Below are 16,904 nucleotides of genomic sequence, written 5' to 3' on the forward strand. Positions count from 1 at the left end.
TTTACTTTAAGCTGGTATTGCCGAGCGTGCGCAATACTTCGAAACACGCGCCCAAGGTGTGGTAGTCACACTTAGCGCCCGCAGCACTTTTCTGCTCACTGTATTTACTGTTACCTCGATGAAGTACTCTGAACCAAGCACCGTATTGATGATCAATCATATGCTCCCAGCTGTAGTCCCAGAGCGCATTGTATTGAGTGAGGTATTGCTCATCTTGGGTGACTGAAAATAACATCGCAGCTGCGGCAAAGCTCTCTGCCTGTACCCAGAAGTATTTGTCGTCGTCACACCAAGTGCCATCGGGTGCGAAACCGTAAATTAACCCACCGTGGGTGGCGTCCCAGCATTTTTCATAAGCACGATCGAATAAGCTTTTCGCCCGCTCAACCAGTTTTTGATCTGGGGCATGGCGATGCAAAATTAACAGCAACTTGGTCCACTCTGTTTGATGGCCGGGTTGAAACCCCCAAGGACGATACAGATTTTTGGGATCGTCTTTGTTGTATTCCCAGTCCGGCTGAAAGTCAGTGGTGTAGTGTTCCCAAATCAGGCCGTCAGTTAAGTCCGCTTGACGAAAGGCAATGTTTTCAGCAAGGGTTTGCGCCCGTGTCAGAAACACTTTCTCGCCGCTGGCTTCATAAGCCGCCAACATAGCTTCACATAAATGCATATTGGAGTTTTGACCGCGATAAGGGCTGAGTTCACCCGCTGGGCTAATTTCATCTGCGTATAAACCAAACTCAGCTTGCCAAAAACGGCTCTCAAGTTGTTGGTAGGTTTTTAGCAGCATGTCGTTGTTGGTCACAATTCCGGCTTTGCGCCCAGCAGCGTAAGCGAGCAAAACAAATGCATAGCCGTAGGCTTGCTGTGTCATGTCTTGAGGTTGGTTGTCTTGCAGAGTCCAGGCGTAACCGTCAGCATCTGGCTGCCAGTGAATCTGTTCGACGAAATCCAGACCGTGACGGGCCATGGCTAAATAATCGTCGCGCTGAAATAGCATGCCTGCTGCGGCATAGTTCACCACTATACGTGTACTGCTAACCAGTTGTTTAAAGCCTGAATCAAACAGATCGCCGTTATCCATGTAGTTCTGAAAGTAACCGCCTTGGGCGTCTTTCACCCTAGGATCATAAAAATTCAAGATATCTTGGCAGTGGGTCATTAAAAATGCGGGGCTGTGATAGTTCATCAATAATTACTCGCTTATTAGGTTTGCAGCCTGTCGCCAGATTAGGCGACAGGGCTTTTCTCATTAAGTGGGTTTAAAACTAGTTGGCTACAGGCGCTGGCGTAGGGGCGTCAGCACTTTTCACTTTAGAGCCAAATAGGGCGTACCATGCAATATAGACATACGCAGCAACTGGCACGATAAAGCTAAACTGAACACTCGTAACGTCGGCCACATAACCTTGAATCAAGGGCAATATTGCGCCACCAACAATAGCTTGGCACAGTAAACCTGAGCCACGTCCTGTCAGTGGGCCTAAGCCGCGAATGGCCAAGGTGAATATGGTGGGAAACATAATTGAATTGAAGAAACCGATTGAAATCACACTCCACATGGCCAAATCGCCTTGAGAATTCATGGTGGTAAATAACAAGATAATGGCTACTGCTGAATTAAACGCCAATACGTAGATAGGCGAAATAATGCGGGTTAGCGCCGCACCAACGAACCGCCCGATCATAGCTGCACCCCAGTAGTAGGAGACCATTTGGCTGGCTTGGCGTTCGTTTAGCCCAGCTATTTCAGGTTGCGAAAAGTAGTTTACCAAGAAACTACCGATGCTTACCTCAGCCCCCACGTAGAAGAAGATCGCGAGGGTACCGAAAATTAACGCTTTGTGAGACCAAATAGAATCCGTGCTTTTCACTTCTTGTTCGGTTTCATTGGCAGTGATGGTGGGTAGTTTTAAAAATTTGAAACCAATAGCTGTGGCGATCATTACGCCTGCGAGTAACAAGTAGGGTAATTGTACTGCTTTGGCGTCGATGTCTGCGTCTTCAGATGCCACCCCAACTGCGGCAAAAATCAATGCAGCACCAAACATAGGGCCAAGCGTATGACCAACAGAGTTAATCGCCTGTGCCAGGCTTAAGCGGCTGGTGGCGGTTTTCTCTGGACCTAACACAGCGACATAAGGATTGGCCGACACCTGCAAAATGGTTACTCCACTGGCGAGAATAAACAAACCGAGCAAAAACACTGCATACACTTCGACTTCGGCCGCTGGATAGAACATGCCACAACCTATGGCGATGGTCACCAACCCGGTAATGATGCCGCGAATATACCCTATCTTTTCAATTAACTTACCAGCGAAAGGCGAGATAATGAAGTAGGCCCCAAAGAAGCAAAACTGAACCAGCATGGCTTGGGTATAGTTCAAGTCGAAAGCCGCTTTTAAATGCGGAATAAGAATATCGTTTAATGCAGTAATAAACCCCCAAATGAAAAACAAGGTGGTCATTGCTGCGAAGGCAAAGTGACTGTTCTTCGCGGGCTCACTTAAGGTTACGGATGATTGAGAAATCGGTCCTGCCATAATTTTTTACTCGTAAAAGGTGCCAGTCGAAACTGGCACGTTAATAAATGGGTGGATTAGTCAGCGGTCGACATTGAATAGGGCACGGCTTCTTTGCTGGTGGCCCATGACTTGTTTGGTTGGTTGGTCATATCAAAAGATATTTCACCGCCTTGCTGAATTTGCTGATGAGACAAGAAGGTCTTATCGAAAGTCTTGCCATTTAGTTTGGCGCTATTCACATAGACGTTGTCTTTGCTGTTGTTATTGCCTTTGACGGTAAAGCGTTCGCCGTTTTGTAAATGCAACGTGGCTTTGTCGAACAGTGGGCTACCTAACACGTACTCATCGCTACCGGGCGCTACAGGGTAAAAACCAAGTGCGCTGAACACGTACCAAGCGGACGTTTGACCGTTGTCTTCATCGCCGCAGTAGCCATCAGGTGTGGCTGAGTAAAGCTTATCCATAATGTTGCGCACGTGATATTGGGTTTTCCACGGCTGGCCAGCGTAGTTGTACAAATAACTCATATGCTGAATAGGCTGGTTACCGTGAGCATAGTTGCCCATGTTCACGATCTGCATTTCGCGAATTTCATGAATGGTAAAGCCATAATAAGAGTCGTCGAAGCTAGGTGGCATGCTGAACACGCTATCAAGTTTATTCACGAAAGCTTGATCGCCCCCCATCATGTCTTTCAAACCTGAGATATCATGAAACACAGACCAGGTGTAGTGCAGGCTATTGCCTTCGGTGAATGCATCACCCCACTTCAAAGGGTTAAACGGGGTTTGAAAACTGCCGTCTTCGTTTTTACCGCGCATCCATCCGCTTTCTTTATCAAACAAGTGTTTGTAATTCATCGCTCTTTGCTTGTACTTGGCAGCATCGTCGGTTTTACCTAAGCGCTCAGCGAGGCGATAAATATTGAAATCGGCAAAGGCGTATTCAAGGGTACGTGCTGCGTTTTCGTGAATACCAACGTCGTAAGGCACATAACCTAACTCGTTATAATAACCGACGCCTTCTCTACCGACTGAGCTAACCGGGCGACCTTCATCGACTTGAGCATTTTTGACTATGGCTTCGTAAAGCGTATCGATGTCGATATCGGTGATACCCTTGAGGTAGGCATCAGCAATATTCACTGCGGAGTTAGAGCCAATCATTACCCCGCGATGGCCTGGGCTAGCCCATTCAGGCAACCAACCGGATTCTTTGTAGGTATTGGCTAAGCCTTCCATTATTTGTGCGTCGAGCTCTGGGTACATTAGGGTAAAGAAGGGGAATACCGCGCGGAAAGTGTCCCAAAAGCCATTGTCGGTAAACATGTAGCCGGGCAGCACTTCACCGTTGTAAGGGCTGTAATGCACGACTTCACCCGCTTGGTTGTACTCGTAAAACTTACGCGGGAATAATAAGACGCGGTAAAGCGCAGAGTAAAACGTACGTAGGTTATCTTTGTTGTCGTCGACTATTTCAATACGTGACAGCTCGTCCTGCCAATACTTATGGGCTTTTTCACGGGTGGTGTCGAAGGTGTCTTGGCCGATTTCTCGGTCTAAATTGAGCTGTGCTTGTTCAGGGCTAATAAATGACGAGGCAATTTTCACAGATACCGTTTCACCGCGCTTGGTTTTAAAACCGATAACGGCACCTACGTGCTCGCCTTTGCTTTGAATAGCATCTGCGTTTAATTGGTATTCGTCAGTCCAAGTACGGCTAATTTCAAAGTCTTTATCAAATTCTGCCACAAAATAATTGTGGAAGTTGTCCGGCACACCACCGTGATTGTTGCGCGCGTAACCGACTATTTTTCGCTCCTCTGGGATGATTTTCACCATAGAGCCTTTGTCGAATGCATCTAAGATAATGAAGGCATTGTCGGTATCAGGAAAAGTAAAGCGAAACTGCGCAGCGCGTTCGGTAGGCGTTACCTCAGCGGTGACATCGTAAGAGGCTAAATACACACTGTAGTAATCAGGACTGGCTTGTTCTGCCTTGTGGGAGTACCAAGACGCACGATCATCTTGGTTAAATTTCATTTCGCCTGTCACCGCCATTAAAGAAAACGCACCATAGTCGTTTAGCCAAGGGCTGGGTTGGTGTGTTTGCTTAATACCGCGAATTTGATCGTCGTTGTATTTATACGTCCAGCCATCGCCGATGGGGGCAGTCATCGGTGTCCAGAAATTCATTGCCCATGGCGTGGCAATCGCTGGATAAGTATTGCCATTTGATAAACTGAACTTGGAATCCGTACCCATAAGCGGATTAACATAATCAACCAAATCAACCGAAGGTGCGGTTGCAACAGCCTCCTTGGGTTCTGTTGTCGTGCCGCATGAGGCCAATAACAGTAAGCCAGGAATGGTAAAAATAAGCTTGTAATTCATTTGTTTACACCTACGTGAGTCAGTTTTCTATGGCAGCTTTCTGCCACCGTTTCACTTTATAATGATAGTTATTTTTAAGCTAAATACTTAAGTCAAACGTTAACGCTTTGTAAAATTGTAATCGATTACAATTTAATGGTCTAGTGTTATGTCCAATTAAAAGCCAAAACAAGCGCTTACTATTGGAAAAACGGCTATTCGACCGTTGTTTTGTTATCGATTACAGTAATTACTTTCGTTACAAGATTGATATTATTTACATATTCAGGTATTTACTTTACCTAAGCTATTGCTCTAACGGTGCAATTAACTAACCACGGCCATAATGGGGCCTGACTTTCGGAAGTCGTAAATGACGAATATTAAAAAAGTAAGTGAGCTTGCAGGCGTATCAACCGCAACAGTATCACGCACACTTAAAATGCCAGATATGGTCACCGCTCGAACCAAAGAAAAGGTGATGAAAGCCGTTCGTGAAGCGGGTTATAGGCCAAGCTGGTTAGCGACCAGTGTTAAAACTGGGCGCACAAATACTATCGTTGTTTTAGTTCCTAATCTGATAAACCCCTTCTTTATGCGCATCATTGGCGGCATTGAGCAGGCCGCCCAAGAACGTGGTTTTACAGTGTTGCTGTGCGATACCCAAGGGGAGAGTAAGCGCGAAAGTGATTATGCTTCTATGGTATTGACCAATAGGGCTGATGGCTTAATTCAACTCGATCATTCATTTCCCTTTACTGAAGATGATGCCAAATTAGCTGAAACTATTCCTATGGTCAGTGTTTGTGAACGTATTCACTCTGATAAAAAATACCCAGTCGTGGCGCTTGATAACTATGCCGCTAGCCGCGCCTTAGCCCATCACTTAGTCAGTTATGGGCACACTAAGTTCGCTGTTATTGTCGGCCAAGTGGTTAGCCAAATTCATAAAGATCGTCTCTACGGGCTGCGCAGTGTCTTAGCTGAAGAGGATATTGAGTTTGATGAAGACATGATAGTTGGGCAAAGCTATAGCATTGAAAATGGCATAGAAGGTATGCGCCAATTATTAGAAAAACCTAATCGACCCAGCGCGGTTATCTGCTTTAACGATGATATAGCGATTGGTGCCATGCACGAAATTCATCGCCAAGGACTACGAGTACCAGAAGATATTTCCGTGGTGGGATTTGATAACGTAAAAGTGGCTGCTTTTATGAATCCCCCGTTAACAACTATTGATCAACCCGCTTATGAAATGGGTCGCAGAGGAATGGAGATCCTCAGTGATGTAATTAATGGGGTTCCGTTGACTCGCAGTAGCGAAATGCTTCCTTTTCAATTGCTTGAGCGTGAAAGTAGCGGCCCCGCTCCTATTTTAAAGTGATTTTCGTGTAAAACAAAGACCATCAAAAAAGATTGTTTTTATTTTACCTTGTTAATTTTTTGTATATTTTTTAGCTTAAGTTGTTGACATGTTATAAGAGTGGCTCTATATTTTTCCGGTAAATTGTAATCGATTACATTTTATTGGGTAGGAAATTACTAATTCAGTGTTCTGTAAAAAGCATAAAACAAAGAAAAAATAAGCGGTTACTAAAGTGGGCTGTGACACATGTTCACGGTTACATTTGGTTAAACGGAAATATCCGATGGCGATTAGGAAAACACATATGAACAACACCAGTGACAAAATATTCGGTAAATCAATGCTGAATTTTGCGGTTGTGTGTGCAATGGGTCTTGTACCTTCGTACGCGTTAGCACAGCAGACAAACCAAGAGCTCAGTGGCAGCGATGCAGAAACTGAGGTCATTCAAGTACGTGGTATTCGTGCTTCAGCTGCAGAAAATTTAGCAATCAAGCGATTGTCGAACGCGGTAGTGGATGCCATCACGGCAGAAGATATCGGTAAGTTCCCAGATAAAAACGTTGCGGATTCTTTGCAGCGTGTACCTGGTGTTGTTATTCAGCGCAACGGCGGCGAAGGTTCAAGTGTGAGCATACGTGGTTTATCGCCTAGCCTGACGTTTACCCAATTAAACGGTAACTTTATTGCAGCCTCTTCTGGTAACCCGTCTCGCTCGTTCTCTTACGAGTTACTGCCTTCAAACTTAGTCGGTAAGGTCGAGTTATTTAAATCGTCTGAAGCCCGCCTCGATGAAGGCGGTATCGGCGGTACGGTCATAGTACATAGCCGTAAACCGCTAGACATGGATAAAAACTCGGGCGTAGTTAGTCTCGAATACACTTATGCAGATATTACAGATTCCTACGAGCCTCAGCTAAGTGGTATCTATTCTTGGAAGACTGACGAAGAAGACTTTGGTTTCTTGGTGGGCTTTACACAGCAAGACAGAACCAACCGTACTCAGACTTCTCGAGTCAATATCATCAATCAAAACTTTTTGTATACCGAGCGTCGCAACGGTCAAGAAATTGAAGGCGGTGCCCAAGGATATGCGCGCCAAAGTTTAGTTCAAGAAGTATTAGAAGAAGATCGCGAGCGCACGGGTGTGCAGTTTACTGCGCAGTGGCGCCCCACTGACAATTTAGAAGTTGGCTTCAACTACTTTCAATTCAAACTCGGCTTAGATTCGGTTTTACATCAACTTGAATACCCTGAGTGGCATGATACCAACCAATTTTGGACGGACGTGTACGTTGATGCAGAAGCGCAATACGTCACAGGTATTGACTACGCCAGAGGCGTCTCAGGAGAAGCGTTAGATACGCAAATTCCCCGCATGAACGGCGAGTACGTGGTTGAAGAATCGACGTCTGACACGTTCGACTTTTTCATGGAATACGAAGGCGGCGACTTCAATGTGAAATTTGTTGCTGGTCATACTGAAGCTGAAGGTGGGCCGACTGAAAAGTACCGTGCCGCATATTATTCTGGTAGTACTGCAGATTATTGGGGCTGGCGTTTTGAAAACGAAAATCTAGTCACTAATATTGATCCAGAAATGTTTAATCGCTTAAAGGCAGGTGAAGGTGGTGAAGCGGATATAGGCGCCACGGATTCAAGCTTTGTTGGCGGGACTCAAGAAGAAGATTACGCCCAGATTGATACGGATTGGTTTGTTGACTGGGGCATAGTTGAAACGCTGCGCTTTGGTGTGAAGTATCGTAAAGGCTCTATTCATCGTGACACACGCAATACCTACTATCTTGCCAAAGATTTTGATATCGCAGCAGGTGAAGCGCGCCCTGGCGGGATCACGTTGGATGATGATTACTCACGTAATGGCGGTATTCCACTGCTTACCACTGTGATTGCTGACCAGCCTTTAGGAAACTTAGGTGGGTCAATTAATACGAACTTGTTCCCGGTTGTGAACTGGAACAAATATCAAAATGAGTTAGAGACCAATTTCCAACGTTACACCCGTTTTGAACCCGACTTTGTCTATGACGTAGAGGAAGAGGTTAAAGTCGCTTACGTGCAAGCTGATTATCGTTGGGAAAATTTCCGCGGTAACTTTGGCGTACGCTTTGTAGACACCGTTAATACCAACACCGCCAGTGATCGTTTGGAGTTTCGCTTAGACCGCGTCAATCTTGACGGAGATGACGTTGCCCAAGTTAACGGTATTGTGCGCGACGTGATTGTTAACCCCAAAGAAAATTCATACAGCCACGTTCTGCCTAGCTTTAACATCGCCTGGGATATCAACGATGATTGGGTATTGCGCGGCGCAGCAGCGAAAGTGTTATCACGCCCTGATTATGCTGATTTAGGCCAATTCCAAACATTGACCTACAACTCAAGTGAGTGGGAAGCAGATTCTAGCGATCGCCCAGATTATGATCCCCTGCGTGACAGTGAAGGCTGGACAGGCAGCGGCGGTAATTCATCGCTACGTCCTCTTGAATCAGTGCAATACGACTTATCACTAGAGTACTACTACGGGGAAGGCTCGGGCGTCAGCTTGGCTGTATTCTTAAAGAATATTGATAATTTCGTTGTGCCATTCACGTTAGATGTGAACAGCAGTGTTCCTGATCAAACGTTTACCTTGGTCGAGTCAGGTGGTGGTACGGTCAATGTTGGTGGAGACATATTGGTACGTGATTTCGACACCGCGGCCAACGGCACTGATGCGGAGTCTAAAGGGGTTGAGTTCTCATTCCAGCATTTCTTTGAAAACGGCTTTGGGGTATCGGGTAACTACACACGCAATATCACCAGCGCCGCTACCGTTGAGGCTGATGGTCGCCTAGTGGGTGAATCGCCATTAACGGGCAGCTCAAAATATCAAGGTAACTTCTCGGCCTTTTATGAGAATGACGATTACAGCCTTCGCGTTTCATATAACCGCAGAGGCCCAACAATTGGAGTACTGGCCGAAGATTGGGACATCAACCGTTATAGCGATACCTATGATCAAGTTGACGTAAACGCCAGCTATAACATAAACGAAGATATCACCTTGAGCGCCTCGGTTATCAATCTGACTAAATCAGAAGATTACGTCCATTTAGGGGATGACACCAAAGTACGCTTCTTAACTAATTCGTACAGCGGGCGTCGCTTCTTTGCAGGCGTCAATTACAGATTTTAATGCGTCAGACCGGCTCGTAAGAGTCGGTTAAATGGAAACGTAAAAGACAGATTGAATAGAGGAATAATAATGAAAAAGCTCAAAATGAATAAAACCACAGTGGCCATGCTGATGGCAATGAGCACCTTGTACGGTTGTGGCGGCAGTGCCGATGATCCCAACCCAAGTGATGCAGTAGACACGCGTGTTACCACAGAGGCGACCCTTGCCGGTGAGGCAGTTAAAGGTCGCTTAGATAGCGCTCAAATCAGTGTTGAACAGATGAACAATTCACCCATCACTATTATCAATGGTGAATTAACTGATGCATCGGGAGCTGTCAACGTAGTCGTTCAAAGCGACCTTGGGTTTGGCATCAACAGTCCATTTAAATTAACCGTAACAGCAACCGATGCCACCAGCATGATGTGTGATGCTATTGATTGCGCTGGGGTAGCTTTAGGCCAAGAACTAAGTGGCGAGCCGCTAACAGGGACAGTGCTTAACTCTTTATCTTTTGTGAACGTGCCTTACGGTTCAGCTGCAAACAGCAGCAGCCTGCCCTTTCACGCAAATGCATTGACTACTATTGCCACGCCAATAGTGGAAAGTGCCGTTGCAGGCGGCGCGAATATCACTCAACAAGTCTTGTTTGATTCCCAGGCCGTTATCGCATCTGAGTTGGCGCTTCGCGCATTGGGTGTGGCGACATCAGGAGTAAACTTGTTTGAAACTGCCCTAATTAGTGCAGAGTCTTACGACAACTTTGTGATGGGTGAAGATTGTGCTCCTGTGACCTCAACAGATGCACAAGGTAATGAAGTGACTATGGATGAGTGTACGGACGTATTGGCATCTCCAGCTATTATCACTTTATCCTTGGCCAATGCGGCATTTGCGAACATCGCAGCAACTGAAAGCTTTAACGAGCAGTTTGATGCGGTTAATACCGCTATTACCACAGCTATCGAAGGTGACACCACTGCCCTTACGCCTATCAGGGAGCGTTTGCTTGCTTCAGTTAGCGCAGTGCCTTTCTTGTCTGAATTAGGGGTTTCAGCCGACAGCGTGATTGACCTTGGCTTATCGTTTGCACTTTCTAATGATAGCAGCGGCCCAGTTCAAGAAGTGACCACTACTGAAAACTTAGCGGGTGCCACCATCACAGGGCGTGCGCGCATCAGTGACGGCGAAGCGGAAACCATGGCGTTTGATAAAGACGCGCAAACCAAATGGTTAGACAATGGCGGTGTGCCTTCTGTTGAAGACCCAGCTTGGGTTCAGGTTGAGTTTGCCCAGGCCCATGCGGTGAGCAGTGTGTTCATTACCAGTGCCAATGATGCGCCAGAACGCGACCCTGAAAATTTCGATTTACTGGCGTCTAATGACGGCGAAAACTGGGTCACAGTGGCAAGCTTTTTAGGTGAATCTTTCGATGAGCGTTTTGAGCGTAAAGAATTTTCGTTCTCTAACGGTTTAGCGTATTCGTTTTATCGTCTGAACATCACTAAAAATAAAGGTGACACTAGCTTAATGCAATTGGCTGAAATTCAGCTTGTTGGGCCTATTTACGCGAGTACAGATCACACAGACCCTGTCGGCACAGGTGCGATCAGTGGCCGTGCACGTATCAGTGATGGTGAAGCAGAAACCATGGCGTTTGATAACGACACACAAACCAAATGGTTAGATAACGGTGGTGTTCCTTCAATTGAAGACCCTTCTTGGGTGCAAGTGGACTTCCCAGAAGCGGTTGCTGTTAACGTGCTTGGCATTACCAGTGCCAATGATGCACCAGAACGCGACCCAGAGAACTTTACTTTAGTGGGCTCAAATGATGGTGGAACGACTTGGACGGTTATCGGCGATTGGCTTGGTGAGTCATTCGACGAGCGTTTCGAGCGTAAGTTGTTCAGTGCGAGCAATGCACTGGCGTACAGCAGCTACAGACTGAATATCACTAAAAATAAAGGCGATACCAGTTTAATGCAACTGGCAGAAATTGAGTTGATTGGTCCTGAAATGCCGAGTGTTCAACACAGTCACGGCCCAGACGTAACCTATACTGAGCGCGCGCGCATCAGTGACGGTGAAGCAGGTACTATGGCGTTTGATAACGATACGCAAACCAAATGGCTAGATAACGGCGGTGTTCCGTCGGTAGAAGAGCCGTCTTGGGTCGTGATTGCCTTGCCTGAAGCCGCAGCTGTGAACACATTGGCTCTAACCAGTGCCAATGATGCCCCAGAGCGTGACCCAGAGAACTTTGCGGTTTGGGCATCAAATGACAATGAAAATTGGACCGAGCTAGCCAGTTGGTTAGGTGAGAGCTTTGATGAGCGCTTCGAGCGTAAGCAATATGCGTTTTCCAATGATGTTGGCTTTAGCTTTTATCGCTTTAACATTACCAAAAACAAAGGCGATACCAGCTTAATGCAAATCGCTGAAATAGAGCTTATTGGGCCACAGGTTGCTTCGGTTGATATTTCGTCTGATGCAGGTACCACGATAACCGGTCGGGCACGCATTAGCGACAACGAAGCCGAAACGATGGCCTTTGACGATGACACGCAAACCAAATGGTTAGACAACGGTGGCGTGCCCAGTGCTGAAGACCCAGCGTGGGTGCAGCTTGATTTCGTCGCACCACGTATCGTTAACAGCATTGCGATCACCAGTGCCAACGACTCACCAGAGCGTGATCCTGAGAACTTTACCGTTTTGGGCTCAAATGACGGTGGTGCCACGTGGGACGAAGTCGAATCGTGGATAGGCGAAAGCTTTGATGCTAGATTTGAGCGCAAACTGTTCGAAATGCGTAACGGCTTTGCTTACTCGAGCTATCGTATCAATATCAGCAAAAACAAAGGTGACAGCAATTTAATGCAAATTGCAGAAATCGAGTTAATCGGCCCAGCTGAATAAGCACAGAGCCTAGGTGAAAGCCCGCTATCTCTGATAGTGGGCTTTTGTTGTTCCACATAGACCACGCTTAAAAGAAAATAATCACTATGGCTGAATACTATTATCTTGGAATTGATGCAGGTGGCACACAATGCAAAGCGTCTCTGTACAGCCATGATCAACAATTACTCACCACAGGAATAAGTGGGCCAAGCAACCCTGTAAATGGGCTAGAAATCGCCCAAAATGCCATAGTTCAAGCTGCAGAATCTGCCCTGAGTGCAACGTCTTTGCCTCATGTTGGTTTGAATCAATTGTGTGTTGGGGCAGGAATAGCAGGTTTGCATTTACCCAGCCTTCAAGAGGCCATGGAGCAGTGGCAGCACCCTTTTCATTCATTCTATTGCACCACAGATTTGCATGCCGCGGTAACAGGTATGCATCAAGGGCAAAACGGCGGAGTCATTATTCTGGGCACCGGCTTTAGTGCGTTAGGTATGGTGGATGGGGCAATGCACTCTATCGGTGGTTACGGCTTTCCTATTAATGCACAAGGCAGCGGATCATGGCTTGGGTTGCAAGCCGTTGAAGCTGTGTTGCTCGCACATGACGGTATTGGTCCGCACACTAGCCTCATCGCTGGCATGACCAAAAACGAAGATATTATGTCTTTGGCTACACGACTTAATCAGGGCGCCTCCACAGAATTTGCCACATACGCACCGCTGGTGTTTGAACACGCTGAACAAGGTGACTTACTGGCAAAAGGCCTTATCGAGCAAGCCACTGAATTTTTGCAGCGGGTTATTTTGCGTCTCAATGATTTAGGGGTCGAAGAGGTCGTTTTGGTCGGCAGTGTTGCTCTGCGCTTACAAAGTCGCCTAGAGGCGACGGTGAATCAAGCCATAGTGTCCGGCAAAGCCTCAGCAGAATATGGCGCCATGTTACTGGCCAAACAACATAACCCAAATCAATAAACAGCATACTTATGTGCAAGCGCAACAAAGGGGATAGCGTATGACAGCCACGCGCAGAAGGTTCTTAAAATTATCATTAGTAAGCAGTATCGCGAGTGCTTTCGCCGCGAGCAGCAAAACTGCTTTCGCTAGGGCAGAAAAAGCCAATAAACCTATAGTGATATCTACCTGGGAGCATGGTATCGCGGCAAATAAAGTGGCGTGGGACGTTCTCAACAAAAATGGCCGCGCATTGGATGCTGTTGAGCAAGGCGTGCGTGTGCCAGAGGCTGACCCCTTGGTTAGAACGGTTGGTTTGGGCGGATACCCTGACAGTGAAGGTAATGTGACGCTTGACGCCTGCATCATGGATGAAAACATGAATTGTGGCTCTGTGGCTTACCTGCAAGACATCCTGCATCCTATCTCGGTTGCGCGCAAAGTAATGGAAGATACGCCCCACGTAATGTTAGTGGGGGCAGGGGCTAAGAAATTCGCTTTAGAGCAAGGTTTTGCTGAGCAGAATTTACTTACCGAACAGTCTAAACAAGATTGGCTGGCGTGGCGTCAGTCGGGTCAGCAGAAAAAACAAATTAACATTGAAAATCACGACACCATCGGCATGTTAGCGCTGGATGCGTCGGGTAACTTAAGCGGGGCCTGTACCACAAGTGGCGCAGCCTTCAAATTACCAGGACGAGTGGGGGATTCACCCATTATCGGCGCCGGTTTATATGTGGATAACGAAGTCGGTGCTGCCACAGCCACGGGCATGGGTGAGCTGATGATGAAAACCGTGGGCTGTCATCTAGTGGTTGAGCTGATGCGCCAAGGCGCTTCACCTCAAGAAGCCTGTCAAAAAGCAGTGGAGCGAATAGCCACTCGTTTGGACAACTTCGCCGAATTTCAAGTGGGCTTTTTGGCCCTGAACAAGGCTGGTGAGTACGGTGCTTATTGCATTCAACCGGGTTTTAATTACGCGGTTAAAGATGCCGGTGGTGAGCACCTCATAGATGGCAAAAACCTATTAGGGGAAGGCGCATGATGCTTAAAACTCTGGGTAGCCTATTGCTGTGCACCGCATTTTTTTGTCAGGCACAAAGCAATGATATTCGAGCTAATCAAGCGCCATTTGCATTAACCCTTGAGCAAGCCATGAACTGGACTGCACAAAGTGATTTTACCTCTGCACAGAATATCTCTAAACAGCCGTTAGCTAGACGTTTTGGTGCACAGTTAGACCCCAGTAGAGCAAATTTAGATACGCAAGTTAAGGTGCTCTACGCGCCTGACGGCATGAACAACTTTGCAAATTACCTCGATACTCAAGCCACATTTAATTTGTATAACTTTACTCACTGGTCGCAAATCGATGTGCTGAACTGGTTTGCCGGTACGGCTGATCATGTGGTGCAAATACCTGCTCGGCCTTGGGTTGACACCGCCCATCGAAATGGCGTCAAGGTTATCGGCTCGATTTTCTTAGCCATCGCTAAATATGGCGGCAGTCCCGATACCGCAGAAGCTTTGCTCAAACAGGATGCACAGGGGCGATTTATTATGGCCCATAGACTTGTCGATATCGCTCAATATTATGGTTTTGACGGTTGGCTAATGAACCAAGAAACTAACTTGACCGCCATTAAAGATGCAGAAAATGAATTAGTCGAAGGGCAAAAAGACGCTCGTCGCGGTGCAGAACTTGGCCAGAAAATGTTGGCGTTTATGCAGTATTTGACAGCTATCGCCCCCCAAGGAATGGAGATCCATTGGTATGACTCGATGCTGGAAAACGGTGAAGTACGCTGGCAGAACCAGTTGAATGAGAAGAACCAAGCGTTTTTACACCAGGGTGTATCCAGTGCCGATGCCATGTTTATGAATTACTGGTGGAACAAAGCCATGGTCGAACGCTCTGTCTCGCTTGCCCAAGCGTTGGGGCGTTCTGGCTACGACTTATATTTTGGCGCTGATTTATGGCCAAGTCGCAATGCACAGCGCGCTTTTAGTAAGACCCAGTGGTTAGAGGATCTATTTGATAGTGATACCGAGCAAGGGCTAACCTCCATTGCGCTCTTCGCACCGAACTTCAATTTTAATTTCAGTGGCGAACCTCACACACCTATTTTTAGCCAATTTAAAGACGATCCCCAAGACTCGCTACGGTTTTACCAAACCGAGCAACGCTTGTTTGTGGGGGATGATTTAAACCTTGCCAATAATGACCTTAATGGTTGGCCGGGCATAGGACGCTACGTACCGGCAAAAACCACTGTGAATTCGTTACCGTTCGAAACGTATTTTAATACTGGCCAGGGTAAAAAGCTGATCGAAAACGGCCAGCAAGTGTTAAGTGGCTGGACTGATATGAGCAAGCAGGATGTGCTGCCCACTTGGCAATTTGCCGTGTATGGCAACCCGTCAATGACGGTAGCGTATGACTTTGAAGAGGTGTTTTCTGGTGGCAGCTCTTTGGGCTTCACAGGCTCGCTTAGCGCGCAAGAAACACGCATTCCTTTGTACCAGACTCATTTGGTACTGGGCAAAAACAACACAGCGACGCTAACCCTAAAAGGCGATGCCAGTGCCCTGTCATTGTATATGGAAACTGCTGACGGTAAGCGACATATGTTCGCGTTAGACGCGATTACCCCAAGTGTCAGTCAACAAGATTGGCGCTCCTATGAAGTATCACTTAGTGCGCTCGCAAAGCAGTCAATTACTCAACTCGGTATGTTGTTTAGTGACGGTACGGGCGAGGAAAATGTGAATATGTATTTAGGGCAATTGGCGATCCGTTAATGATTGATATCGAAATTTGCCTACCTTGTGATGATCTGGCGCATGTTGCCCAGCAAATTCGTGCTGCACATAAAGGGAAAGCGGCGCGGGTAGAGCTTTGCAGCCATATGGAACATCAGGGACTCACGCCTAGTATGAATGCCATGCAGCAAGCTAGGGCAGCGGCCCAAGGGGAGTTAATCTTGCTGGCAATGATCCGCCCTCGTGGTGGTGATTTTTGTTATGACGAGGGTGAAATACTGCAAATGCAGCATGACATCGCTCTCGCTGCACAAGCTGGCATGCAAGGGGTGGTGCTCGGCGCGCTCACACCAGATAACAAGCTGGATCAAGGCGCGTTAACTCGACTAATTGCGGTGGCTAATAAGGCTAATTTGCAGGTGACATTTCATCGTGCATTTGATGCCTTGGCTGAACCAGCGCAAGCCATTGACACCCTTATTGAGCTAGGCGTGCAACGTATTCTCACCTCAGGTTGTGACTGGGGGAGTCACGATACTGCGCAGCAGCATAGCGCACAAATAGCACATTACTTGGCCCTAGCTAAGGGGCAAATTGAGATAGTGATTGGCGGTGGTATTGCTCCCGTAAGCGCTAAATTAATAGCGCAGTCTATAGGCCAGCAGATGGAGCAACATTATCATTATTCTTTTCACGCTTATTCGTCTGCTCTTATCGACGGGGTGGTACATGAAGACCCTGTTCGACAGTTATATCAAGGCGTTAATGACACTTAGCTCGACTCTTACCAAGCAGCGTTTTACACAGCAATAATTTCATCGTGGGGATGACTCA

The 16,904-nt window shown here is 46.9% G+C and carries 10 protein-coding genes; 7 read left to right on the top strand and 3 right to left on the bottom strand.

Annotation, left to right across the window (positions count from 1 at the left end; translation table 11 throughout):
- Position 1 precedes the first annotated feature (1 nt).
- From AC0VYA_RS00615 to AC0VYA_RS00625, 3 genes are all read right to left on the bottom strand, one after another.
- Complete coding sequence (locus tag AC0VYA_RS00615; protein WP_475489732.1) at positions 2–1,189, bottom strand: AGE family epimerase/isomerase; 1,188 nt, start codon at positions 1,187–1,189, stop codon at positions 2–4.
- A 79-nt stretch (positions 1,190–1,268) separates the two neighbouring features.
- Positions 1,269–2,546, bottom strand: a complete 1,278-nt coding sequence (locus tag AC0VYA_RS00620; RefSeq protein ID WP_475489733.1) for a sugar MFS transporter — start codon at positions 2,544–2,546, stop codon at positions 1,269–1,271.
- Positions 2,547–2,602: 56 nt separating this feature from the next.
- Positions 2,603–4,921, bottom strand: coding sequence for a GH92 family glycosyl hydrolase (locus AC0VYA_RS00625; protein ID WP_475489734.1), 2,319 nt, complete (start codon positions 4,919–4,921; stop codon positions 2,603–2,605).
- Positions 4,922–5,273: 352 nt separating this feature from the next.
- Here AC0VYA_RS00625 and AC0VYA_RS00630 point away from each other — a divergent pair, with 352 nt between their 5' ends.
- The 7 genes from AC0VYA_RS00630 (at position 5,274) to AC0VYA_RS00660 (ending at position 16,846) form a co-directional block, all read left to right on the top strand.
- Positions 5,274–6,287 (top strand): substrate-binding domain-containing protein, encoded by a 1,014-nt coding sequence (locus AC0VYA_RS00630; RefSeq protein ID WP_473477394.1) that lies wholly within the window; start codon positions 5,274–5,276, stop codon positions 6,285–6,287.
- Between the two features lie 286 nt (positions 6,288–6,573).
- Positions 6,574–9,468, top strand: coding sequence for a TonB-dependent receptor (locus AC0VYA_RS00635; protein ID WP_475489735.1), 2,895 nt, complete (start codon positions 6,574–6,576; stop codon positions 9,466–9,468).
- A 69-nt stretch (positions 9,469–9,537) separates the two neighbouring features.
- Positions 9,538–12,372 (top strand): discoidin domain-containing protein, encoded by a 2,835-nt coding sequence (locus tag AC0VYA_RS00640; RefSeq protein WP_475489736.1) that lies wholly within the window; start codon positions 9,538–9,540, stop codon positions 12,370–12,372.
- Between the two features lie 86 nt (positions 12,373–12,458).
- The gene (locus tag AC0VYA_RS00645) at positions 12,459–13,328 is read left to right on the top strand and encodes a glucosamine kinase nucleotide-binding domain-containing protein (protein ID WP_475489737.1); all 870 of its coding nucleotides are present in this window, start codon (positions 12,459–12,461) and stop codon (positions 13,326–13,328) included.
- Between the two features lie 40 nt (positions 13,329–13,368).
- Positions 13,369–14,352, top strand: coding sequence for a glycosylasparaginase (locus AC0VYA_RS00650; protein ID WP_475489738.1), 984 nt, complete (start codon positions 13,369–13,371; stop codon positions 14,350–14,352).
- On the top strand, positions 14,352–16,109 hold the full coding sequence (locus AC0VYA_RS00655) for an endo-beta-N-acetylglucosaminidase (RefSeq protein ID WP_475491009.1): 1,758 nt from the start codon (positions 14,352–14,354) through the stop codon (positions 16,107–16,109). The genes AC0VYA_RS00650 and AC0VYA_RS00655 overlap by 1 nt, the downstream gene beginning before the upstream one ends.
- The gene (locus tag AC0VYA_RS00660; protein ID WP_475489739.1) at positions 16,109–16,846 is read left to right on the top strand and encodes a copper homeostasis protein CutC; all 738 of its coding nucleotides are present in this window, start codon (positions 16,109–16,111) and stop codon (positions 16,844–16,846) included. Before AC0VYA_RS00655 ends, AC0VYA_RS00660 begins: the two co-directional genes overlap by 1 nt.
- Positions 16,847–16,904 lie beyond the last annotated feature (58 nt).

The sequence above is a fragment of the Paraglaciecola sp. QJM3NY_14 genome (assembly GCF_056173245.1).

Coding starts and splice junctions, on each gene's coding strand:
- AC0VYA_RS00660 (WP_475489739.1), top strand. CDS start 16,109: ATGATTGATATCGAAATTTGCCTACCTTGTGATGATCTGGCGCATGTT.
- AC0VYA_RS00620 (WP_475489733.1), bottom strand. CDS start 2,546: ATGGCAGGACCGATTTCTCAATCATCCGTAACCTTAAGTGAGCCCGCG.
- AC0VYA_RS00630 (WP_473477394.1), top strand. CDS start 5,274: ATGACGAATATTAAAAAAGTAAGTGAGCTTGCAGGCGTATCAACCGCA.
- AC0VYA_RS00635 (WP_475489735.1), top strand. CDS start 6,574: ATGAACAACACCAGTGACAAAATATTCGGTAAATCAATGCTGAATTTT.
- AC0VYA_RS00625 (WP_475489734.1), bottom strand. CDS start 4,921: ATGAATTACAAGCTTATTTTTACCATTCCTGGCTTACTGTTATTGGCC.
- AC0VYA_RS00650 (WP_475489738.1), top strand. CDS start 13,369: ATGACAGCCACGCGCAGAAGGTTCTTAAAATTATCATTAGTAAGCAGT.
- AC0VYA_RS00615 (WP_475489732.1), bottom strand. CDS start 1,189: ATGAACTATCACAGCCCCGCATTTTTAATGACCCACTGCCAAGATATC.
- AC0VYA_RS00640 (WP_475489736.1), top strand. CDS start 9,538: ATGAAAAAGCTCAAAATGAATAAAACCACAGTGGCCATGCTGATGGCA.
- AC0VYA_RS00645 (WP_475489737.1), top strand. CDS start 12,459: ATGGCTGAATACTATTATCTTGGAATTGATGCAGGTGGCACACAATGC.
- AC0VYA_RS00655 (WP_475491009.1), top strand. CDS start 14,352: ATGCTTAAAACTCTGGGTAGCCTATTGCTGTGCACCGCATTTTTTTGT.